The following is a 21,096-nucleotide window of genomic DNA, read 5'->3' as shown; positions in this document are numbered from 1 at the left end:
TGAGCAAATGACAGCAAACGATTTTATCCCAAAGCCATACAGTAATCAAGTAGCAAATGGGAAGGTGACTTGGGAGTCGCCAAGTAACATTGCATTGGTGAAATATTGGGGGAAAAAGAAAAATCAAATTCCAGAGAATCCATCCATCAGTTTTACGTTGAACAATTGTAAAACCATTACCACCCTTACATATACAGCCAAAGATAATCATGATGATTTTGAGTTTGAAGTGTTTTTGGATGGCAAGCAAAAGGAGGATTTTAAACCGAAAATTGCTACATTTTTTCAGAGAGTAGAAAGCTATTTGCCATTTTTAAAGCATTTTCAATTCAAAATAGAGACGTCCAATACATTTCCTCATAGTTCTGGGATTGCTTCTTCTGCAAGCGGCATGAGTGCCTTGGCATTGTGCCTTATGAGTATCGAGAGGGAATTGAATCCTGGAATTTCAGAGGTTGACTTTAAAGCCAAAGCCTCTTTTTTGGCACGTTTGGGATCTGGAAGTGCCTGCAGAAGTATAGAAGGCGATTTGATTGTTTGGGGAGAAAACGAAACGGTTGAAGGTAGTACTGATTTGTTTGGTGTAAAGTATCCATATGCAGTTCACGATAATTTTAAGGACTATCAAGATACAATATTGTTGGTGGATCGAGGTGAAAAACAGGTGAGCAGTACGGTTGGACACAATTTGATGCATGGTCATCCTTTTGCGGCACAGCGTTTTGAACAAGCACATGAGAATCTAGCAAAATTAAAGCCGATTCTAGAAACTGGCGATTTAAAGCAATTCATTGCCCTCATAGAAAGTGAGGCGCTTACCCTTCACGCCATGATGATGACGAGCATGCCATACTTCATTTTAATGAAACCAAATACGCTTGAAATCATCCAAAAGATTTGGGCTTTCAGGGAAAAGACAGGCCTTCACATAGGATTTACCTTGGACGCTGGTGCGAATGTACATGTATTGTATCCAAAAGCAGAAGCAACCCAAATTTTGGAATTTATTAAGGACGAGTTGGTTGGCTATTGTCAAAATGAGCAATATATTTGCGACCAAATTGGTTTTGGCGCCAACCAAATATTATAATTAATCGTATATTTGTTTAAGGTAATTGCTCTTATACATGAAAGGACCTCTATTTTACTCTAAAATATTACTCTTCGGAGAATATGGAATCATCAAGGATTCCAAGGGATTATCAATACCTTATAACTTTTACAACGGAGCTCTTAAAGTGGCCGATGTGCCAACCGAAGCTTCTAAAAAATCCAATCAAAATCTACGCGACTTTGTAACGTTCTTGGGGCAGTTGGCTTCAGGCTTGGTAACTTTTGATTTGGAAACGTTAAAAAAGGATATTGATGCCGGGATGTATTTTGACTCTTCCATTCCTCAGGGCTATGGAGTAGGGAGTAGTGGCGCTTTGGTTGCAGCTATCTACGATAAGTATGCCCAAGATAAAATTACGGTTCTTGAAAATTTAACCCGAGAGAAGCTCTTAAAGCTGAAACTTATTTTTTCTGAAATGGAATCCTTTTTCCACGGAAAATCTTCTGGGCTTGATCCTTTAAACAGTTATTTGAGTTTACCTATTCTCATCAATTCCAAAGACAATATTGAAGCTACTGGAATTCCGTCGCAGAAAACCGATGGAAAAGGCGCTGTGTTTTTATTGGATAGTGGTATTATTGGGGAAACCGCGCCTATGGTGCAGATTTTCATGGAAAACATGAAGCAGGAAGGGTTTAGAAACATGATCAAAGATCAGTTCATTAAGCATACCGATGCCTGTGTGGAGGATTTCTTGAAAGGCGATTTTAAATCTTTGTTCAAAAACACCAAGCAATTGTCTAAGGTGGTTCTGCATCATTTTAAACCTATGATCCCAAAACAGTTCCACGACCTTTGGAAACAAGGGATTGAAACCAACGATTACTACCTGAAATTATGTGGCTCTGGTGGTGGAGGCTACATTCTTGGATTTACGGAAGACTTAGAAAAGGCTAAACAGGCACTTAAGGGACATAAGCTGGAGGTTGTTTATAACTTTTAAACAGAGCCCTTAATGCTATCCAGAAAACAAAAACATATCCTGCTAAAGTTTTTTAGCATGTTTTCTGTGGTTCGAGGTTACAATATCTTGATGATGGTTGTAGCCCAGTACTTGGCTTCTATCTACATTCTTGCCCACGACAAGTCTGTCAAGGAGGTTATTTTCGATGTGAATTTGTTGATGCTGGTATTGGCTTCTTCAGCGGTGATTGCCGGTGGCTACATTATCAATAACTTTTACGATTCTGAAAAAGATTTGATTAACCGTCCGCAAAAGTCTATGCTGGATAAGTTGGTGAGTCAAAATACCAAATTGTCATTTTACTTCGTCCTCAATTTTATCGCAGTGATTTTGGCTAGCTATGTTTCGTTTAAGGCAGTGTTGTTCTTTTCGGTGTATATTTTTGCCATTTGGCTGTATTCACATAAGTTGAAACGTTTGCCTTTTATTGGGAATTTAACGTCTGCTGTACTTACCATTACACCTTTTTTCGTGATTTTTATATATTATAAAAACTTTGAGCATGTCATCTTTGTCCATGCCATGTTTTTGTTTTTGATCATATCCATGAGGGAACTTACCAAGGATCTTGAGAACATTAAAGGTGATTTGGCGCAAAACTATCATACCATCCCAATTGTATATGGTGAAAAGGCTTCCAAATTGATGTTGACGGCCTTGGGAATTTTGACTTTGGTGCCTGCATTATTGCTTATCTATAAGTTTCAAATAGGTAAAATGAGCTACTTTTTTTATTTTAGTTTGGCACTGCTTATGATCTTTCAATTATTGTTATGGCGCTCGCATTCCAAATTGCAATATTTGATTTTGCATAATATTTTGAAGGTTATCATATTAGCTGGGGTTGTGAGTATCCCGCTTATTGATATTTCCTTGGTTTTGGATAAAATCACTTTAATTGTTTAAGCAAACAATTATCGTCTATCTTTGCAAAGTAAAATTTAGTAACCATGAGCAGAAAACAGGGGAGTGATAAAAAGGGTGGACCTTCAGGAAGAGGTGGAAGAACTAGCCACAAAAAGAGCTATGCAAGGGGCAATGCACCAATAAAGCAGCAATCCAAACCAAACACTGTTTCCAATCCAGATGAGATTAGGCTCAATAAATATATTGCCAATTCAGGGATATGTTCTAGACGCGATGCCGATATGAACATTGCCATGGGATTGGTGACTGTTAATGGCAAAGTGGTTACAGAAATGGGCTATAAAGTGAAATTGGAGGATGAGGTACGCTTTGATGGCGCTCGCATTAATCCAGAGAAAAAGGCCTACGTACTTTTAAATAAACCTAAGGGGTTTGCTACTACTACAAGTAACTCCAAAGGAATGACCGTAATGGATTTGGTAGCCAACGCAACTTCCTCACGCGTGAAGCCTATTGGGCGTTTGGGACGCAACTCTACAGGGCTGTTGTTGTTTACCAACGATGAGTCTGTTGTAAAGAAATTTACCAACTCCAAAAATGGGGTGTCAAGGTTGTTTCAAATCGATTTGGACAAGAACTTGAAGTTCGAAGATTTGAAAAAAATTCAAGAAGGCCTTAAGATTGATGATAAGCTTGTAGCCGTTGAGGAAGTAAGCTATATCGAAGGACAGAGCAAGAACCAAATAGGCCTAAAAATCAAGAACACAGGTAATACGATCATCCGAACTATTTTTGACCATTTGGGCTACGATATTATTAAAATTGACTGTGTGGCCATTGCGCATCTTACCAAAAAGGACCTTCCTAGAGGACATTGGAAACATCTTTCCGAACAGGAGGTTAACCTATTGAAAATGATGTAGTTAAAAATTTAGAATTTTTTCTAAAAAAAGGGTTTTAATTCAAAATTTTATATTTCATTTGTACTTCTTATAGCTGAACAAATGAGTACTGTTTTTATGTTCGGGCTTTTGAAAATTAGGAAGTCATATTCAAAAGTAACTCATAAGATGAGTATCCGAATTTTAAAGCTAACTTCCGCCCGAAACCCTCTGGTGAGCCAACATTGTTATGGCTTTATTCCTACAACCGAAGCTCAATTACAGCTTTGATATTCTTTTTTTATTCTTAATTTAATATTGAATTAGACCATAATTCACACCTTTAAACTTTAAAATAAAAAATGAATACAAAATATATTGATTTAATCAATCAGTCCTTTTATTTTCCGCAAGAAGAATTTAAACTGGAAGGAAGCAACCTGCAGTTTCACGATATAGATTTAATGAAGTTGGTGGAGGCCTATGGTGCTCCATTAAAATTCACCTATTTACCACAAATTTCAAATAATATCAACAAGGCCAAACAGTGGTTTGCTGCTGCTATTAAAAAGCATGATTACAAAGGCAAGTACAACTATTGTTACTGCACCAAGAGTTCGCACTTTAAACATGTGTTGAACGAGGCTTTGAAGAATGATATTCATATTGAAACCTCTTCGGCATTTGATATTGATATTGTGGAGTCCCTAAAAAAGGAAGGGAAAATTACCAATAAGACCTATGTGATCAGTAATGGGTTCAAACGAGCGCAATACATTACCAATATTGCAAGATTGATCAATGAAGGTCACAAAAACTGTATTCCAATTATCGATAATTATGAGGAATTGGATTTGCTTTCCCAAGAAATCAAGGGGAAGTATAAAGTTGGAATACGCATTGCCTCTGAGGAGGAGCCAAAATTTGAGTTTTATACATCTAGATTGGGAATTGGCTACAAAAATATAGTGCCTTTTTACAACAAACAGATCAAGGACAACAAGAAGGTAGAACTAAAAATGTTGCATTTCTTCATCAATACGGGAATTCGCGATAATGCCTACTATTGGAACGAGCTTGCCAAATGTTTGAAAGTATATGTAAGCTTGAAAAGAATTTGTCCAACCTTAGACAGTTTGAACATTGGTGGTGGTTTCCCAATTAAAAATTCATTGGGATTTGAGTTTGATTACGAATACATGGTTGATGAAATCGTTAACCAAATCAACTTATTCTGTCAAGAAGAAGAAGTAGACGTTCCTAATATATTTACTGAATTTGGAAGCTTTACCGTTGGTGAAAGTGGAGGTGCCATTTACGAAGTGTTGTATCAAAAACAACAAAACGATCGTGAAAAATGGAACATGATCAACTCTTCGTTCATCACGACCTTGCCTGATACCTGGGCCATCAATAAGCGTTTTGTGATGCTGCCGGTAAATAGATGGAACGATACTTATGAACGCGTATTACTTGGTGGTTTGACCTGCGATAGTGACGATTATTACAATAGCGAACAGCACATGAATGCGATTTATCTGCCTAAGTACAACAAAGATAAACCACTGTATATAGGGTTCTTTAACACAGGGGCCTATCAAGAAACCATTGGCGGATTTGGAGGGCTGCAACACTGTTTGATCCCGACGCCAAAACATATATTAATAGACAAAGACGAAGATGGCAACATCACAACAAAATTATTTAGTGAACAACAAAAAAGTGAAGACTTACTTAAAATTTTAGGTTACCATGAGCAATAAATCTTATGCTGGGATTTCTGAGGAATATTCCAAGTTAGACAGTTCAAAAATTGTGTTGATCCCTGTACCTTATGAGGGTGCAAGTACTGGGCAAACAGGTGCCGACAAAGGCCCTGAAGCCTTTTTGAATGCTTCGGAACATATGGAACTTTATGACATAGAAACCGATACCGAAGTATACAAACAAGGAATTTATCTTTCAAATCCCGTAACTGAAAATGCTTCTCCGGAAGCCGTGGTGGAGGCTGTTCATGAAGCCACAAAAAAGTATATTAAGCGCAATAAATTTGTAACTTTGTTTGGAGGGGAGCATTCCGTTTCCATTGGAAGTGTTAGAGCTTTCAACGAGCTTTTCGATAACCTTACGGTTTTGCATATCGATGCCCATGCCTCTTTGCGTAAGTCATACAATGGTTCCAAATTCAATCAGGCTTGTGCCATGTACGAAGCGAGTCAAACTACAAATTTGATTCAGGTTGGTATTCGTTCTATGGATATCAAGGAAACTTCCGTAATGGATGAAGAAAAAATCTACTTTGCCCACGAAATGGCTGTAGATGATGCCTGGATGGACAACGTAGTCGATCAGTTAACTGATAATGTATTCATTTCTTTCGATTTGGATGCTTTAGACGTTTCCATCATGCCAAGTGTAGGCAAACCACAACCAGGAGGCTTGTTTTGGTACGAAACCTTGGAATTCTTGAAACAGGTGTTTGAAGAGCGCAACGTGGTTGGTTTTAATATTGTAGGGCTTTGTCCAAATGAAAATAGCAAAGCTTCAGACTTTTTAAGTGCAACCTTGTATTATAAAATGCTGTCTTACAAATTCTTAGGAAGTGAGGCTGATGAAGATTTTGATAATAATTTTAACGAGAATAGTTTAGGTATAAATAAATTTTCTAAATTTAGTGATAATGACGACGACAACTAAAGGACATATTTCACAGTTCATTGAAAAGTACTATTTACATTTCAATGCGGCTGCTCTTGTAGATGCTGCAAAGGGTTATGAAGAACAATTAAACAAGGGAGCCAAAATGTTGGTGTCCTTGGCTGGAGCCATGAGTACGGCAGAATTAGGTAAGATATTTGCCGAAATGATTCGCCAAGATAAAGTACAGATTATTTCTTGTACAGGTGCCAACTTGGAAGAGGATATCATGAATTTAGTGGCACATTCCCATTACAAAAGAGTGCCAAATTATAGAGATTTGACGCCTCAGGAAGAATGGGATTTATTGGAGCAGGGATTGAATAGGGTAACCGATACTTGTATCCCAGAAGAAGAAGCGTTCAGACGTCTTCAAAAGCATATTCATAAAATTTGGAAAGATGCAGAAGACAATGGCGAACGTTATTTTCCACACGAATTTATGTATAAAATGCTGTTGTCTGGAGTCTTGGAAGAATACTACGAAATCGACCTAAAAGATTCTTGGATGTATGCGGCTGCGGAAAAGAATTTGCCTATTATTGTACCAGGTTGGGAAGACAGTACCATGGGTAATATCTTTGCAAGCTACGTTCTTAAAGGTGAGTTGAAAGCCAGTACAATGAAGTCTGGAATTGAATACATGACCTTCTTGGCAGATTGGTATACAGAGAATTCTGAAAACGGAATTGGGTTCTTCCAAATAGGAGGAGGTATCGCTGGAGATTTCCCTATTTGTGTGGTACCGATGCTGTATCAGGATATGGAAAGAACAGATACCCCGTTCTGGAGTTATTTCTGCCAAATTAGTGATTCAACCACCAGTTATGGATCTTATTCAGGCGCTGTTCCTAATGAGAAAATAACTTGGGGTAAATTAGATATAGATACACCAAAATATATAATAGAAAGTGATGCAACCATCGTTGCACCTCTAATTTTTGCCTATTTATTAGACATGTAATTATGAATAAGAAAGACAATAGAAAACGTGTAATAGTTGACTTTAAAAAGCTAACCCCTGAAATTTTGTCCCTTTTGGTACAAAAGTATCCTGATGGATATGATGACGACCAAATTATATCTTTCAAGAATGCCAAAAATGAATGGGTAGAATGTGTGGAGGTGTCAACAGAGGATACCAAGTACTTGGTAAAAGTAAGTACCAAGCTTGCCGTGACGATGGAAAACTATGATGAAGATGATTATGAAGATTACGACAGCAACGATCCGGAAGCTGTTCAAGATCCTGAGCTACCTGTAGAAGACGAGAGTAGCGACGAGGATTAAAACGTCATAATTCATCTGTGAAATATGTCTTTCAAAAAGGTGGAATATTTCAAAATACAGAAAAAGCTGCTCAATTTGAGCAGCTTTTTTTCTCTCAAGTTTTACAGATTTTTTTTGTGTTTTCAAAGGTCTATTTTTTGTTGCCAACTGTACTGTGTGTCAAAAAATACTCTAAATTTATATAAATCAATGGCCTATGGAAACTCAATTTCACCTCTCATTGCCCTGTTTGAGTATTAGTAAAACCAAAGCGTTTTATACAGACGTATTGGGCGCCAAAGCTGGGCGTTCTTCCCAGAATTGGGTAGATATCGATTTGTTTGGGCACCAAATTACCTTTACCAAAAGTGGCCCCTTCAATTTTGATTTCAAAAACTACAGTTTCGGAGGGCAGATATTGCCTTCGTTTCATTTTGGAGTGATATTAGATCGCCGATCATGGAAAGTGTTGTTTCAAAAATTAAGTCAAAAGGAGGAGCTGCTACAATCCGAACTAGATTTTCTCTCTGGGAAATCAGGTGAGCACCAATCCTTTTTTATAAAGGATCCCAATGATTACACTGTAGAGTTTAAATGTTTTACAAATCCAGACGAAATTTTTAAATACTAATGTATACTGTAATTGCCTACCAAATAGCCGCGGCTATTCAGATTAGGGAGTGTAGGAATAGGTTGGGTTGGCGACTGTTGTTTTCAGACAGCGATGAACTATTCTATCGTGTTGCCGAAACGAAATTCTTTTATATTTTCCAATATGGCATGGTGAGTTTTTTCAATATGTCTTCACAGGAAATTGAAGATGCTTTGGAGAAGATCAAACCTTTCTGTAGGGATTTCATGGATGATAGAATCTCTGAAGAAGTTGAAGTGGTCATCCAATCTGGAATTTTGAAGGTGGAATTTGAACAGGTAATACTTCCAGAGATCAATAGTGAAATGGTTCGGTTGGTCATGCTCAATGCTTCACAATCTGTGGCTTTAAACCGTTATTCTGAAATTACCGAAGAATTGCTTATTGAAACCAATAGGCATACCCAATATTTGGAAACCAATGGTAAATTGGATATTTCCGGTAACAAATTGAAACGCTTTATCGGGAAGGTACTGAATATTAAAAACAGGATTTCCGAAAACCTCTATATTTTTGATGCACCCATAATAACCTGGGAAAACGAACAGCTCAACAAACTTAACTACGACTTAAAACAATCCTTCGATTTAAAGGATCGCTATAACCTTATTCACGACCGCATTGAAATCATCAAAGAAAATTTGGAGCTTTTCAAAGATATCATGGACCACAATGAAAGCAGTAGGTTGGAGTGGATCATCATCATTCTTATTGTAATAGAAGTGGTTGATTTGTTTATCGCCAAATTAATCCTCTAAAGGATCTTTTTTAGCGCGTCGTAGTACTGTTTAGAAATGTGAATGCTATTGTGAGAGGCTTCTTGTATAAGGGTTAACTCAATGTTGTTGGGGTTGAGTTGCTGTAATTTTTGAGAATTCGTTTCAGTCTTAATCAAGAAATCTTTAGTACCATGGAACATATAGATTGGGCACTTAATATCCTTGATGAATTGATAGGTTGGGATGTCATATTTCAATAGAAACTTTGGCACGGGTGGTGCAATTTCTTCCGTGATCAAGGTTTGCCAAGAGTAATAGGGAGCATTTAAGATGAGCATTTTTGGATGGTTATTGGCGGCTAGGTAAGCCGCTAGGCCAGAGCCCAAAGAAAAGCCCAATACTACAATGTTATCTTCAGAATAATGTGTTTTGGTAAAGTCGTAGACCTTTTGCACATCGTTGAAAAGTTGGTCGCTGTTAGTGTATTCCCCATCACTTTTTCCATAGCCTCGATAATCCACAAAGAGAATGTCGTAACCATTACCTAAGTAAAGTGGTGCCCGTTTTCCCCAATCATGGATAGCTCCGGCATTGCCGTGCAGATACAAAATAACACCTTTTGGATTGTGGGTTTTAAACAGGACTGCGTTCAAAGAAATATGGTCTTCCACTTCAATATTGAACTCTTCAAAAGGTTGTTTGAACTGAAAGGCATAGGCCTTGTCCAAAAGTTTGGGATTGAAGAAAAATCGTTCTTGTTTAAAGTATAAAAAGGTCAAAGTGGCAAAATATAATATTACCAGCCCCAGAAGGATGCGTAGAAATCGCCTGAGTATTTTCTTTGGATTTATTTTCAATCTAAGAGAACTAAAGAGAAGCTATAAAAGCCTTGGTAAGGACAATTAAATTGGGCTCGGCCAAAGCGGCTGTGGCAATTATATCATCAATATTCACAGGCTGTAGATTGTCCGGATCACCTTCATCGGTCAAGACAGAAATAGCCACCGCACGTAATTTTAAATGGTTGGCCACAATAATTTCAGGAACGGTACTCATACCAACAGCATCGGCTCCTAAAATCTTCAACATACGATATTCGGCCTTGGTTTCTAATTGAGGTCCCAATACACTCGCATAAACACCTTCGTTCAATTTAATGTTATGTTGTTGTGCCAATGCTCTAAGGGTATTGTTCAATTCGTCATCATAGGGCTGACTCATATCGGCAAAACGTTCTCCTAATTGAGACACTCCTTTAAAAGCCAATGGAGAATTTCCCAACAAGTTAATGTGGTCAGTGATAAGCATCAATTCACCTTTCTTAAATTCAAGATTGATGGCACCTGAAGCATTAGAAACTAAAAGGGTGTGGATGCCCAGTTTCTCCATGATGCGTACCGGGTACGTAACGTCCTGTAACGAATAGCCTTCGTAAAAGTGAAAACGCCCCTGCATGATCACTACTTTTTTGCCTTCCAGTTCTCCATAAATCAATTTTCCTTTATGGAATTCAACCGTGGCGGTGGGAAAATTAGGGATGTGGTTATAGCTGACTTCCTTTAAAATGGTGACATCGTCAACTAAGGAGCCCAAGCCAGTTCCTAAGATGATACCCACTTCGGGAGCGTCAAATCCTTTTTCCTTTAAATACTCAACGGTTTCAGTGATGTAGTTAATCATGTGCAGTACGTTTATTACTTTCAAAAATATCCATTATACCACGAATTTCAAACAATTAAATAGCTAAATTGTTGCTAAATGTAAGGCGTAGGTCATTGCCAAGACCAAAGGTAGAAATTGTAATAATACACCTATAAACTAAATTGAAATAACACATGACTTCCAAATTACTCATTCTATTTTGCTGTTTTACCTTAATGCTTCAGTCACAAATTCCTAAACAAGCAGAAGATGTTAGTCCTTTACTTGTAGGGGAAACCATTCCAAAAGCCAAGGTTTTGGATCTTAATGGAGATGAAGTGTCTCTGCAAAATTTGATAAAGGAAAAGCCAACGGTTCTGGTATTTTATAGAGGAGGCTGGTGTCCTTATTGTAATACTCAGCTGGGGCTTTGGCTGAGGCAGAACAAGAAATTTTGGATTTGGGTTACCAAATAATTGCAATAAGCCCAGATCATTTCAAATATTTGAAGCCGACAGTTTTTACGCATGCCATGAATTACCAAGTGTATGCCGATCCTGAGGCCAAATTAATACAAGAGCTTGGTATTGGGTTTGAAACTCCTGACATGACAAAAATGTACATCGCCAATAAAACCAAATTGGACGCTACAAATATTTTGCCCGTGCCTTCTGTTTTTGTGTTGAATACTTCCGGCAATATTCTGTTTGAATATATCAATCCTAATTATAAGGTGCGGTTAAGTACGCCCTTATTGCTAGCTGTTTTGGAAACTTTAAAAGAGGAATAAAAATGCAAAAGCCGAGACAATTACATCTCGGCTTTTTTTATCTAGGATTATTGTTTTTTGATTATTCTTTGGAGGCAATCCATTCGTTAACCAAATCTTCCAACACGCTTAAAGGAACGGCTCCATTGGTCAATACCACTTCATGGAATTCTCTAAGATCGAACTTATCTCCCAATTTTTCCTTGGCCATCTTACGCAATTCCAAAATCTTGAGCATTCCAATTTTGTAGGCCGTAGCCTGTCCTGGCATCACAATATGGCGCTCTACCATACGCACACATTCGCGGTCGCTACCAGAAGTATTGGTCATATAATAATCGATACCTTCTTGTCTAGTCCATTTTTTTGCATGGATTCCTGTATCGACAACTAAGCGGCAGGCTCTCCAAAGTTCCATGGCCAAACGCCCATAGTTAGAGTAAGGATCTTCATAGAAGCCCATTTCTTTAGGGATGAACTCACTGTAAAGTCCCCAACCTTCAACATAAGCGGTGTAGCTTCCAAATTTTCTGAATTTAGGAATCCCGGTTAGCTCTTGAGCAATGCTTCTGTCCATATGGTGACCAGGAATACCTTCGTGATACGCTAAGGCCTCCATTTCAAATTTAGGCATGTTTTTGGTGTTGGCTAGATTGGCATAGTAAGTTCCAGGACGTGACCCGTCTGGGGTTCCTGAATTGTAAAAAGCTTTTCCAGCTGAGTTTTCACGAAAGGCTTCTACGCGTTTTACTTGGATTTCAGCTTTAGGTTTGGTAATAAAAATATCATCCAAACGTCCGCGCATCGTGTTGATGATGTCCGTAGCTTTAGCAATATATTCCGCTTTGCCTTCTTCGGTATTTGGATAGTAAAACTGCTCGTCTTCTTTTAAGAATTTAAAGAAGTCCTGTAAGCTGCCTTCAAAGTTTACCTCTTTCATGATTTCCTTCATCTCACCATGAATACGAGCCACTTCTTTCAATCCTATTTCATGGATTTCATCAGCAGTTAGATTGGTGGTGGTAATGCGTTGTAAACGGTTTTGGTAAAATGCTTCGCCTTCAGGGAATTTCCAACAACCGTCATCTGTAGTAGCTCTGGTAGCTTGGGATTCCAAAAATGCGATGAGTTTATCATAGCCTGGTTTTACGCTGGTTTTTAATGCTTCTTCTGCATCATTGATCAAAGCTGCTTTATTGGTGTCAGCAATAGTCAAGGCATTTACTTTGGTTTCAAAATCATTAAGAAGGGTAGAAGGCGAACCTGTATCAAAAGGAGCACCTTTGATAATATTTTTGCAGTCTTCAATGACTCTTGGGAATACAAATTTTGGAGTTACAATACCGTTGGTTTCACGAATTTCCAAATTCTTAATCAATTGGTCAAATAAGGGTTCAACCCCTTTCAGTCTGGAAATGTAGGCAACTGCATCACTGGAATCTGCTACTGTGTGAATGTTAATTAAGAATGATGGTATTTCTGAGTGCATCCCATGCATTTGGTTGACAGGATAGTTGTAAAAACGCCATTTGTAATCTGCAATGTTATGCTCCAAGCCTTCAACAAATAATTTATAGCTCAGTTTTGTTTGGGTATCTAAAGCTTTGGGATCAATGGAATCTTTGGCGTATTGCAATTCTGTTTTGGCAATTTCCAGAGATTCATCCAAATGTTCTGGAGAAATATCATCCCATTTATCGTAGTCTTTTTTTATGCCCAAATAACTTTGTTCCATTGGGGAGCGATCAAGGCCAAGATCGAAACTTTTATCAAAAAAGGCATTGGCTTTATCTGAATTCTCTTTAATGAGATCTACTGTGAACTCCGTTTTATCTTTTTGCGCTTTGTCTTCTCCACAGCCCACAAGACTTATCATGGCTAGGGAAGCAAGGGTTAATCGTAAAGTTTTCATAAATAACTTATGTGTTTTAAAATCATGATGGTTGTAAAACTAATCTTTTTTTGGAATAAGCAGGTATTTCGTAAAGAAACCCCTTTGTAAGGGCTTTCTAACTATAAGGGCTTAAGGTTCTTATTTAAAATGGTGAATCTGTATTGATTTTAATGATGGTAAAATAAAAACTATTGATGGTACTTATAGTGTTGGCCATTGGTATATGGAGTATTCTTGCACCGTAAAATCTCATTAACTAAGCATAAAGGATATGAAAAAAACACTAACACGTGCCTTATTGGTAGCCATAGGTGTAACTATGGTGGCCTGTCAGGGAAACTCAGAGCACACAGCTCAAGTGGATGCCAGTTCTGGTGCCACTAAGAAAAGTAGTTCCAATATGAAGGCGACCAGCAACAGCGATTGGTGGCCAAATCAATTGAACTTGGGGATTCTTAGACAAAATTCAGACTTGTCTAACCCAATGGCGGAAGACTTTGATTACATTGAAGAATTCAACAGCCTAGACTATAACGCTCTTAAAGGAGATATTAGAAAAGTTTTGACAGAGTCTCAAGATTGGTGGCCAGCAGATTTTGGTCACTATGGAGGATTGTTCATCCGTATGGCTTGGCATAGTGCCGGGACCTATCGTTCTGCCGATGGTCGTGGAGGATCACGTGCGGGACAACAACGTTTTGCACCGCTTAACAGCTGGCCAGACAACGCCAACTTGGATAAGGCGAGACGTTTAATTTGGCCAATCAAACAAAAGTATGGTAAGAAGATTTCTTGGGCCGATTTAATGGTATTGACAGGAAACGTTGCCTTGGAAGATATGGGCTTTGAAACTTTTGGTTTTGCTGGAGGTAGAGAAGATATGTGGGAACCAGAAATTGATGTATACTGGGGAGCTGAGAAAGAATGGTTAAGTGACGAAAAGCGTTACTCCGGAGAACGTGAATTAGAAAATCCTTTGGCAGCAGTACAAATGGGATTGATCTATGTAAACCCAGAAGGACCTAACGGTGTGCCAGATCCATTATTGGCAGCAGACGACATTCGCGCTACGTTTGGTAGAATGGGAATGAATGAAGAGGAAACAGTTGCACTTATCGCTGGTGGACATACTTTAGGGAAAGCCCACGGAGCAGGACCTGCAACTCATGTAGGAGCAGATCCAGAAGGTGCTGGAATAGAGGAGCAAGGTTTTGGATGGAAGAGTTCTTATAAGTCTGGAAAAGGTGCCGATGCCATTACTTCTGGTTTGGAAGTAACTTGGACTGCTACGCCTACAAGATGGAGTCATATGTTCTTCTTCAGTTTGTTTGAAAACGAATGGGAATTGACTAAAAGCCCAGCTGGAGGTCACCAATGGGTAGCCAAAGGTGAGCCTAAAATGATGGTGCCAGATGCTTACGATTCTGAGAAGAAGCACAAGCCTACTATGTTCACTACCGATTTGTCTTTAAGAATGGATCCTAGTTTTGAAAAGATTTCTAGAAAATTCTATGAGAACCCAGAATCATTCAACGAAGCTTTTGCTCGTGCATGGTTTAAGTTGACCCACAGAGATATGGGGCCAAAAACAACCTATTTAGGTCCTGAAGCGCCAACTGAAGATTTGATTTGGCAAGATCCAATTCCTGCGGTTAACCACGAATTGATCAACAAAAAAGATATTGAAAGCTTGAAAGCTAGCATCCTTAACTCAGGATTGACGATTAACGAAATGGTAAGTACTGCTTGGGCTTCTGCATCTACCTATAGAGGTTCAGACAGAAGAGGTGGTGCCAACGGTGCGAGAATTAGATTGGCGCCTCAAAAAGATTGGGAAGTAAACAACCCTAAGCAATTGGCTAAAGTATTGGGAGTTCTTGAAAACATTCAAGCGGAATTCAATGCTAAGTCTGGAGCTAAGAAAGTATCTATGGCCGATTTAATTGTATTGGCTGGAGCAGCAGGAGTTGAGAAGGCAGCGGCTAACGCTGGACATAGCGTAAATGTACCATTTGTACCTGGACGTATGGATGCCATTCAAGACCAAACAGATGTAGAATCTTTCGGATTGTTGGAGCCAATGGCTGACGGATTCCGTAACTACTTGAAAACGCAATACACCATTTCAACAGAAGAATTGTTGGTGGACAAAGCACAATTGTTAACCCTTACAGCTCCTGAAATGACTGTATTGGTTGGTGGAATGAGAGCTATGGGAGCTAACTATGACGGTTCTAAGCACGGAATTTTCACAGATAGCAATGAACAATTAAACAATGGATTCTTTGTAAATCTATTGGATATGAGCACTGAGTGGAAAGCTATCGACGACACCAAAGAAACCTTCGAAGGAAGAGACAGAGCTACTGGTGAGTTGAAGTATACTGCTACTCGTGCCGACCTTATCTTTGGTTCTAACTCTGAGTTAAGAGCCTTGGCAGAAGTATACGGAAGTGCCGATGCTGAAGCTAAGTTTGTAAAAGACTTCGTGGCAGCTTGGGATAAGGTAATGAAGTTGGATCGCTTTGATTTGATCTATAAATAAATAGTTCCTTTAATTAGAATGAAAGAGGCTGACCTTAGGGTTGGCCTTTTTTTATTAAACGGGTTTTATCCATAGATTTTTACCATGTCTGGCTTCTCCGTAGTGTAGTAATGTACCCAAATGTATAAATGATTGAAGAGGGCAAGCCATAAGGCCGTCTTCGACTCCCAAAGCAAACCAGGAATCCAAAGTAGAAAGAAGCCAAAAACATACATGCCATTGCTGGTGTATTTAAAAATACCTTGGCTTACAATGGGCGTGTTTTTGTATAGCTCGGGGTAGAAGTGATCAATGCCAAAGGCTCTATCCATTCCGAAATAGGTTTTTACAGAGTAGAATAAATACGCTGCAGGAATAAACAAGACGAGTGATCCTAACAGTGAAAGCCACCTAGGTAAATGTAAAGTATGGGCATTGGAGATGGCCAAAAGAACCAAGCTTATGGGGCGCAAGAGGATAAGAACCGCAAAGCCAATTTTGTAAAGTTGAAACCCTTTAGAACCAAACCATTTGGAAAGACTCTGAAAATATAGTTCGAAACGCCAGCACAAGAGTACATATACTTGATGCACAATAGGGACGGCAATAGCCAAAAGGCTCCAAGTTTTTGTTGAAATCCCCCAAAGTTGGCCTTCGCTTAATTTGGGGAGATTGCTAAAAAGCAGCGATAAAACCATCAATAGACCTAAAAGAAAGGCCAAGTGCCAAAACTGTCTTTTAAATATTGGGTTGTAGCTGCTTTTGATCATTTTGGGTTGTTTTGTTTGTTAGGGAAGTGTCATGATTTCAGCTTCCAAGCCTGGTTTAGTCAATCCTAATTGTTCAATACTAAACAAATGAACATGATCTACATTCAAGGTATGGGTAAGTAACAACTGCGTATTGTAAGGCGTAAAGGCATCGTGGGTACCACTTTTTTGCCAATAGCTATCATCAAAACCTTTAAGCATTGTCACCAATTGGCTTCTTAGCCTTGGGAATGCTTCGAGGGCTGCTTCCAAGTTTTGTTGAAGGTAATAGTCATGAGGTCTTTTTGCGTCAGGGATGTAGCTTTGAATGTGTGGGTGTTCTTCTGTTTCAAATTTTTTAAAACGCGCCATCAGGATTGCTTGCGCTCCCACCAAATGGCAAACTTGCTCATGAATGCTCCATTTGTTTTCTAAACGTCTAAGTTTGTACAGGTCTGTAGGGATATAATTCAACAAGTTTTGGAGAATTGCAGGAGTGTGCTCCAAACTGGTAATAAAATGTTCAATATCCACCATTTTTTTAGTTTTTTATGGGCTCTATATGGTAATTACAAGTTACAAAAAAGCCACTGTATTATTGCAGTGGCTTCTGTTGCTTTGTACTATAAATTAAGTTCTGAATTTTTGACAATTGTTTATTCCTTACGCTTTTTAGATAAGCCAAACAAGTCCGAAATATATATTGGATGACTTTAGTGAGAATTCAAAGGAATTACCTTTTGCGTAGTCCTCGCCATCTCTTTCAGATTTACCAGAATTATATCCTAAAGCGCCTATGTTTGCTTGCATTAAAATGTTTTTTGATAAACTATAGGAAATTCCAGGTCGCAGGCCTATAAACAACTCATGGCTTTCCATGCTAGTGGTTATATCGGCTGAAGCATTCTCAATACTTGGTTTGTATTTCGTGTATCTAGTTTCAGCTTGAACATGCAATGCTAATTTTTTGCTAAGAGGGAAGTATTTTTTTATATATGGAAATATACCATAGCGGTCGGTTTTATTTGTGGAGTTATCAGCGGGGTCTTCCCTTTCAGTCTCTCTAGAAGTGTGAGCGTAGTCAAATCCTAAGCCCAAAATTAAATTGTTGTTAAGGGTGTATCCAACCTTAGGAGAAATGGCAAAGCCGTATCCCGTGGATTCTCCTATATAATTTTGGAGGTTCTCACTTTTTCCATAATTAAAGGAAACATCCCCTTCAATGCTCCAAATACCCTTGTCTATTTGGAAGTTGTCTTTGTCCTGTGGACTTTCTTGTGCACTTAAAGCACCGTGGAGTAATACTGTGAAGATCATCAATACTTTTTTCATAATTAAATTTTTAAGATTGTAATCTTCTTCTTTCAATGTTTGTGCCAACAAAAGCACTTAACAACTTATTGGCTATTTCTTAACATTGAAAGCGTTTTCAGCAAAGCGAATAGCTAATGTAAAGATGTCTAAACGTGAAGGCAGCCTCTAAAACCACGGGAGGCATAGTAGCTTTCGGCACCATTGTGGTATACAAAAATGGTATCGTACCTGTAATCGGCAAAGAGGGCGCCACCTAATTTTCTGATGTTTTCGGGTGTAACAATCCAACTGGAGGTTTTGGCATCAAAATGGCCTAAGGTTTGTAGGTGTCGGTATTGGGTTTCGTTGAGCAATTCAATGCCCATATCCGCAGCAAGATCTTGGACGTTGTATTCGGGTTTGAACTTTTTACGCGATTCTTGGGCCGCTTTGTCATAGCAGGCACTTCGTCTACCTTTAGGACTTTCGGGAGCGCAATCCACAAACAGGTAGGTATCTGCAGAGGAATCGTAATCAATCACATCGGGTTCGCCACCTGTTTCTTCCATTTGGAACAAAGACCACAACTTGCTAGGGCTGTCTTGAAGTTTAGACGCTATATGTTGCCATTCCAAATTGTTGTGACGATGCTTATTCGCTTCAAAGCGTTGTTGCAAGGTGTTTAATATAGATTCTGAAGCTTCGGTGGATAGCTGTTTTATTTGTGGGTTTGTCATCCTGGACTCTTGTTTCTAATTGCAGTGTCCTAAAGATACATATTTGCCCTTAACTTAAGAGGAACTAAAAATAGATGAGTTATCGTTTCAAGGTAAAATGACCTGTGTGGGTTTTGCCGTTTGCTCGTGTTACCACAAACCAATAGTCATTGGATGGCATCATTCGGCCATTAAACGTACCGTCCCAAGCATCGTCTGCCCCTAGGTGTGCCAAGAGCTTACCATATCGGTCATAGATTTTAGTGGTTAATGTGGGCTCTTCGTCGGTAAACTCAATGCTCCAAGTGTCATTGTAGGTATCGCCGTTGGGGGTGAAAAACTTTCTGTAATACAGCAGGTATACCACTTCCGAAGCATTTCCGCAGCCATTTTTCTCCTGTACATATACCGTATACTCGCCACTTGGCAGGTCTGTAAACACATTGCTGTCCTGAAATATAAAACCATCTATAGAATATTCATAATTCCCAATACTGCTGTCCGTAAGATTGATGGTTATGGAATTTTGGGAATCGCTCCAATCGTCGATGACGATGTTTTGTATATTAGGGGCATTGCCCAGTACCACATCAATGTCTAGAGTTGACGAACAGAATATATCACCCAACTCTTGGGTAATGGTCACCGAATAGGTGCCGATCTCGGAAACCATTATGGAAGAAGAAGTTTCTCCAGTGGACCATAGATAGTCATAGAACCCTGAACCCGCATCCAGAGTAAGTGTGGCATCTTCGCAAAGGACCATAGTTTCTTCTAAGGGAGTCTCCGGAGTACTTTGTAATTGCAAGTTCAATTGGGCTACTTGATAACATTGATCATAAGAATCGATTCTAACAAATACAGTTTCATCTTCTGAAGTCAATTCATAGACTTCCGGGGAGCTAATTTGTGAATCTCCTGAAGCATTTTCAGCGCCTTCCAAAGAGGTGAAGTACGTAAAGATACAATCGGTACAGGTCGCCATTTCGGCTTCATATGTGGTGATGTTAATGGTTTCCTCCCCATTGTTCAATTCGTCACAAAAAATATCCGACACATCAAAAACGGCAAGGGTAGGGGAAACGATTGTTACGGTTATGCCCAAACGCTCATCACTTTCACAGCCGTTTACAGTTTCTTGGGCAGCATAGTATGTAGCTCCACTAACCAACGACGTGGTATCCAAAAGTTGGTTGCCTCCTTCCAAACTGTCGTACCAAACTGCCGATCCATTAACTTCCAAATCTGATACGGTGGGCTGTTGTGTTGTGCAAAATTCCTGCTCTGTTTCACCGGTCAAAACCATCGGGGTTTCCAATACTTCAATGGTAATGATCTCCGAAACTATCCTACAAGCCGCAGTTTCGATATTGCCATCATCGGCAACGGCTAATCGGTACATGTAGGTACCCGGTGTTGAGCTTACCGTAAACGTATAGTCAATAGCTGTGGCTCCCGGAATATCTATCCAGGTGCTTCCCTCGTCGGTACTAGATTGCCATTGGTACATAGGATTGGTATATCCGGAGGACACGGTGCCCTGCAAGGTATAGTTTACCGTTTCGTTTTCGCAGACTGTTAGGGTGGCGCTCGATTCATCTTCCACGGCTGTGGTGACTGTTGGCCCGCAGGGACGAAAAGTAATATCATCTAAGGCAATGTCATTTCCAGGTGCAGCGCCTACCTTGTTGTTGCGCATTCTTATTACGACTGTTTCAATATTGGCGGGTGTGGTAAAGTAGAAGCCATACTGTTTCCAAACCGCGCTAGACTGCAAAGGGATGTCTCCGGTATTATATGAGTTCAAGATTGTGCCATCTTCCTGTTCAATGGTCAGGGTAATGTTTGGCAAGCTGTTGTCGGTACTTCGGAGCAGGTTCATGATCCATACCGCGAACTCATAGGTAGTATTAGGGCAAAGTCCAGTTACGGTTTTCTTATAAAAATAATCGGTGATGGAAAAACTGGCATTCACTACCATCATGTATCCACCTCCCGTATGGTCTGTTGTGGTCCACCAAGTGTTTGGGGTGTTGGTGGTGCTTTCTATGGTATAGTAGCCATCCTGTGGAAAATCGGCCGTGGTCCAACTATAACTGGTGATATCACTGCCCAAAGGCGAACCATGGGTAGCGGTTCCCGAACCAAAATCTATATTTACAATAGGGTCCCCCAAACTGCCCTCGCACAGTTGAGCGTTTACCGAACAGATTGCTGTAATAATTAACAGCAAAGAATAAAGTGATTTTGTAAACAAGGTCTTTTTGTTTACAAATTAGCCTAATGTTGAGGTGTCCTCAAAAAGAGATCTACTGCTGTGGAAAAGTCATCTACAAATCCCTAAAAA

19 protein-coding genes and 1 pseudogene are annotated in these 21,096 nt (G+C 39.3%); 12 read left to right on the top strand and 8 right to left on the bottom strand.

What is annotated here, in order from left to right; all coding sequences use genetic code 11:
• Nucleotides 1–7: 7 nt before the first annotated feature.
• The 10 genes from ZA06_RS04360 to ZA06_RS04315 all read left to right on the top strand — a co-directional run bounded on the left by ZA06_RS04360 (nucleotide 8) and on the right by ZA06_RS04315 (nucleotide 9,202).
• On the top strand, nucleotides 8–1,090 hold the full coding sequence (locus ZA06_RS04360) for a diphosphomevalonate/mevalonate 3,5-bisphosphate decarboxylase family protein (RefSeq protein WP_053976166.1): 1,083 nt from the start codon (nucleotides 8–10) through the stop codon (nucleotides 1,088–1,090).
• 37 nt (nucleotides 1,091–1,127) lie between these two features.
• Entirely contained in the window at nucleotides 1,128–2,057 is a 930-nt protein-coding gene (locus ZA06_RS04355) for a mevalonate kinase family protein (protein WP_053976165.1), read from the top strand.
• Nucleotides 2,058–2,069: 12 nt separating this feature from the next.
• On the top strand, nucleotides 2,070–2,984 hold the full coding sequence (locus ZA06_RS04350; protein WP_053976164.1) for a geranylgeranylglycerol-phosphate geranylgeranyltransferase: 915 nt from the start codon (nucleotides 2,070–2,072) through the stop codon (nucleotides 2,982–2,984).
• Nucleotides 2,985–3,028: 44 nt separating this feature from the next.
• The gene (locus ZA06_RS04345; RefSeq protein ID WP_053976163.1) at nucleotides 3,029–3,868 is read left to right on the top strand and encodes a pseudouridine synthase; all 840 of its coding nucleotides are present in this window, start codon (nucleotides 3,029–3,031) and stop codon (nucleotides 3,866–3,868) included.
• Between the two features lie 320 nt (nucleotides 3,869–4,188).
• Nucleotides 4,189–5,589: an arginine decarboxylase gene (locus ZA06_RS04340; protein WP_053976162.1), complete on the top strand. Its 1,401-nt coding sequence runs from the start codon at nucleotides 4,189–4,191 to the stop codon at nucleotides 5,587–5,589.
• A complete protein-coding gene (gene speB, locus ZA06_RS04335) occupies nucleotides 5,579–6,523 on the top strand; it encodes an agmatinase (protein ID WP_053976161.1) in 945 nt (314 codons plus the stop codon). Before ZA06_RS04340 ends, speB begins: the two co-directional genes overlap by 11 nt.
• Complete coding sequence (locus ZA06_RS04330; RefSeq protein WP_053976160.1) at nucleotides 6,507–7,487, top strand: deoxyhypusine synthase family protein; 981 nt, start codon at nucleotides 6,507–6,509, stop codon at nucleotides 7,485–7,487. Before speB ends, ZA06_RS04330 begins: the two co-directional genes overlap by 17 nt.
• Nucleotides 7,488–7,489: 2 nt before the next feature.
• Nucleotides 7,490–7,813, top strand: a complete 324-nt coding sequence (locus tag ZA06_RS04325) for a hypothetical protein (protein WP_053976159.1) — start codon at nucleotides 7,490–7,492, stop codon at nucleotides 7,811–7,813.
• Nucleotides 7,814–8,009: 196 nt separating this feature from the next.
• Nucleotides 8,010–8,423: a VOC family protein gene (locus ZA06_RS04320; RefSeq protein ID WP_053976158.1), complete on the top strand. Its 414-nt coding sequence runs from the start codon at nucleotides 8,010–8,012 to the stop codon at nucleotides 8,421–8,423.
• Nucleotides 8,423–9,202, top strand: coding sequence for an RMD1 family protein (locus ZA06_RS04315; protein WP_053976157.1), 780 nt, complete (start codon nucleotides 8,423–8,425; stop codon nucleotides 9,200–9,202). The genes ZA06_RS04320 and ZA06_RS04315 overlap by 1 nt, the downstream gene beginning before the upstream one ends.
• Here the strand turns inward: ZA06_RS04315 and ZA06_RS04310 are convergent.
• Together ZA06_RS04310 and ZA06_RS04305 are read right to left on the bottom strand one after the other, a co-directional pair.
• Nucleotides 9,199–9,942: an alpha/beta hydrolase gene (locus tag ZA06_RS04310; protein ID WP_240472199.1), complete on the bottom strand. Its 744-nt coding sequence runs from the start codon at nucleotides 9,940–9,942 to the stop codon at nucleotides 9,199–9,201. The genes ZA06_RS04315 and ZA06_RS04310 overlap by 4 nt on opposite strands.
• A gap of 88 nt (nucleotides 9,943–10,030) precedes the next feature.
• Nucleotides 10,031–10,843 carry a purine-nucleoside phosphorylase gene (locus ZA06_RS04305; protein ID WP_053976155.1) on the bottom strand — a complete coding sequence of 271 codons (813 nt, stop codon included), beginning with the start codon at nucleotides 10,841–10,843 and terminating at the stop codon, nucleotides 10,031–10,033.
• Nucleotides 10,844–10,998: 155 nt separating this feature from the next.
• Between ZA06_RS04305 and ZA06_RS17250 the strand changes: the two are divergent.
• Nucleotides 10,999–11,594, top strand: a pseudogene (locus ZA06_RS17250) (peroxiredoxin-like family protein).
• A gap of 61 nt (nucleotides 11,595–11,655) precedes the next feature.
• On the opposite strand, the gene ZA06_RS04290 reads toward ZA06_RS17250, so the two are convergent.
• Entirely contained in the window at nucleotides 11,656–13,485 is a 1,830-nt protein-coding gene (locus ZA06_RS04290) for a DUF885 domain-containing protein (RefSeq protein WP_053976152.1), read from the bottom strand.
• A gap of 253 nt (nucleotides 13,486–13,738) precedes the next feature.
• Here ZA06_RS04290 and katG point away from each other — a divergent pair, with 253 nt between their 5' ends.
• Entirely contained in the window at nucleotides 13,739–16,012 is a 2,274-nt protein-coding gene (gene katG, locus ZA06_RS04285; protein WP_053976151.1) for a catalase/peroxidase HPI, read from the top strand.
• A gap of 65 nt (nucleotides 16,013–16,077) precedes the next feature.
• Here katG and ZA06_RS04280 read toward each other — a convergent pair whose 3' ends face one another.
• The 5 genes from ZA06_RS04280 to ZA06_RS04260 form a co-directional block, all read right to left on the bottom strand.
• Nucleotides 16,078–16,761 carry a methyltransferase gene (locus ZA06_RS04280; protein WP_082331929.1) on the bottom strand — a complete coding sequence of 228 codons (684 nt, stop codon included), beginning with the start codon at nucleotides 16,759–16,761 and terminating at the stop codon, nucleotides 16,078–16,080.
• A gap of 18 nt (nucleotides 16,762–16,779) precedes the next feature.
• A complete protein-coding gene (locus ZA06_RS04275; protein ID WP_053976149.1) occupies nucleotides 16,780–17,277 on the bottom strand; it encodes a DinB family protein in 498 nt (165 codons plus the stop codon).
• 135 nt (nucleotides 17,278–17,412) lie between these two features.
• Nucleotides 17,413–18,072, bottom strand: coding sequence for an outer membrane protein (locus ZA06_RS04270; protein ID WP_157503091.1), 660 nt, complete (start codon nucleotides 18,070–18,072; stop codon nucleotides 17,413–17,415).
• 128 nt (nucleotides 18,073–18,200) lie between these two features.
• Nucleotides 18,201–18,770, bottom strand: coding sequence for a DUF4256 domain-containing protein (locus ZA06_RS04265; RefSeq protein WP_053976147.1), 570 nt, complete (start codon nucleotides 18,768–18,770; stop codon nucleotides 18,201–18,203).
• Between the two features lie 79 nt (nucleotides 18,771–18,849).
• Entirely contained in the window at nucleotides 18,850–20,982 is a 2,133-nt protein-coding gene (locus ZA06_RS04260) for a T9SS type B sorting domain-containing protein (RefSeq protein ID WP_157503089.1), read from the bottom strand.
• Between the last annotated feature and the right edge of the window lie 114 nt (nucleotides 20,983–21,096).

Origin of the sequence: Mangrovimonas xylaniphaga, from assembly GCF_001280435.1 — a bacterium.
GTDB lineage: Bacteria > Bacteroidota > Bacteroidia > Flavobacteriales > Flavobacteriaceae > Mangrovimonas_A > Mangrovimonas_A xylaniphaga.
Note: the sequence above shows the minus strand (reverse complement) of the source record. Positions and strands in the feature narration are given on the sequence as shown.

Excerpts from the sequence above, each read along its gene's own strand:
- ZA06_RS04330 (WP_053976160.1), top strand. The coding sequence starts at position 6,507 with ATGACGACGACAACTAAAGGACATATTTCACAGTTCATTGAAAAGTAC.
- ZA06_RS04270 (WP_157503091.1), bottom strand. The coding sequence starts at position 18,072 with ATGAAAAAAGTATTGATGATCTTCACAGTATTACTCCACGGTGCTTTA.
- ZA06_RS04355 (WP_053976165.1), top strand. The coding sequence starts at position 1,128 with ATGAAAGGACCTCTATTTTACTCTAAAATATTACTCTTCGGAGAATAT.
- ZA06_RS04340 (WP_053976162.1), top strand. The coding sequence starts at position 4,189 with ATGAATACAAAATATATTGATTTAATCAATCAGTCCTTTTATTTTCCG.
- ZA06_RS04290 (WP_053976152.1), bottom strand. The coding sequence starts at position 13,485 with ATGAAAACTTTACGATTAACCCTTGCTTCCCTAGCCATGATAAGTCTT.
- ZA06_RS04345 (WP_053976163.1), top strand. The coding sequence starts at position 3,029 with ATGAGCAGAAAACAGGGGAGTGATAAAAAGGGTGGACCTTCAGGAAGA.
- ZA06_RS04265 (WP_053976147.1), bottom strand. The coding sequence starts at position 18,770 with ATGACAAACCCACAAATAAAACAGCTATCCACCGAAGCTTCAGAATCT.
- ZA06_RS04360 (WP_053976166.1), top strand. The coding sequence starts at position 8 with ATGACAGCAAACGATTTTATCCCAAAGCCATACAGTAATCAAGTAGCA.
- ZA06_RS04275 (WP_053976149.1), bottom strand. The coding sequence starts at position 17,277 with ATGGTGGATATTGAACATTTTATTACCAGTTTGGAGCACACTCCTGCA.
- ZA06_RS04315 (WP_053976157.1), top strand. The coding sequence starts at position 8,423 with ATGTATACTGTAATTGCCTACCAAATAGCCGCGGCTATTCAGATTAGG.
- ZA06_RS04320 (WP_053976158.1), top strand. The coding sequence starts at position 8,010 with ATGGAAACTCAATTTCACCTCTCATTGCCCTGTTTGAGTATTAGTAAA.
- ZA06_RS04325 (WP_053976159.1), top strand. The coding sequence starts at position 7,490 with ATGAATAAGAAAGACAATAGAAAACGTGTAATAGTTGACTTTAAAAAG.
- katG (WP_053976151.1), top strand. The coding sequence starts at position 13,739 with ATGAAAAAAACACTAACACGTGCCTTATTGGTAGCCATAGGTGTAACT.
- ZA06_RS04280 (WP_082331929.1), bottom strand. The coding sequence starts at position 16,761 with ATGATCAAAAGCAGCTACAACCCAATATTTAAAAGACAGTTTTGGCAC.
- ZA06_RS04305 (WP_053976155.1), bottom strand. The coding sequence starts at position 10,843 with ATGATTAACTACATCACTGAAACCGTTGAGTATTTAAAGGAAAAAGGA.
- ZA06_RS04350 (WP_053976164.1), top strand. The coding sequence starts at position 2,070 with ATGCTATCCAGAAAACAAAAACATATCCTGCTAAAGTTTTTTAGCATG.
- speB (WP_053976161.1), top strand. The coding sequence starts at position 5,579 with ATGAGCAATAAATCTTATGCTGGGATTTCTGAGGAATATTCCAAGTTA.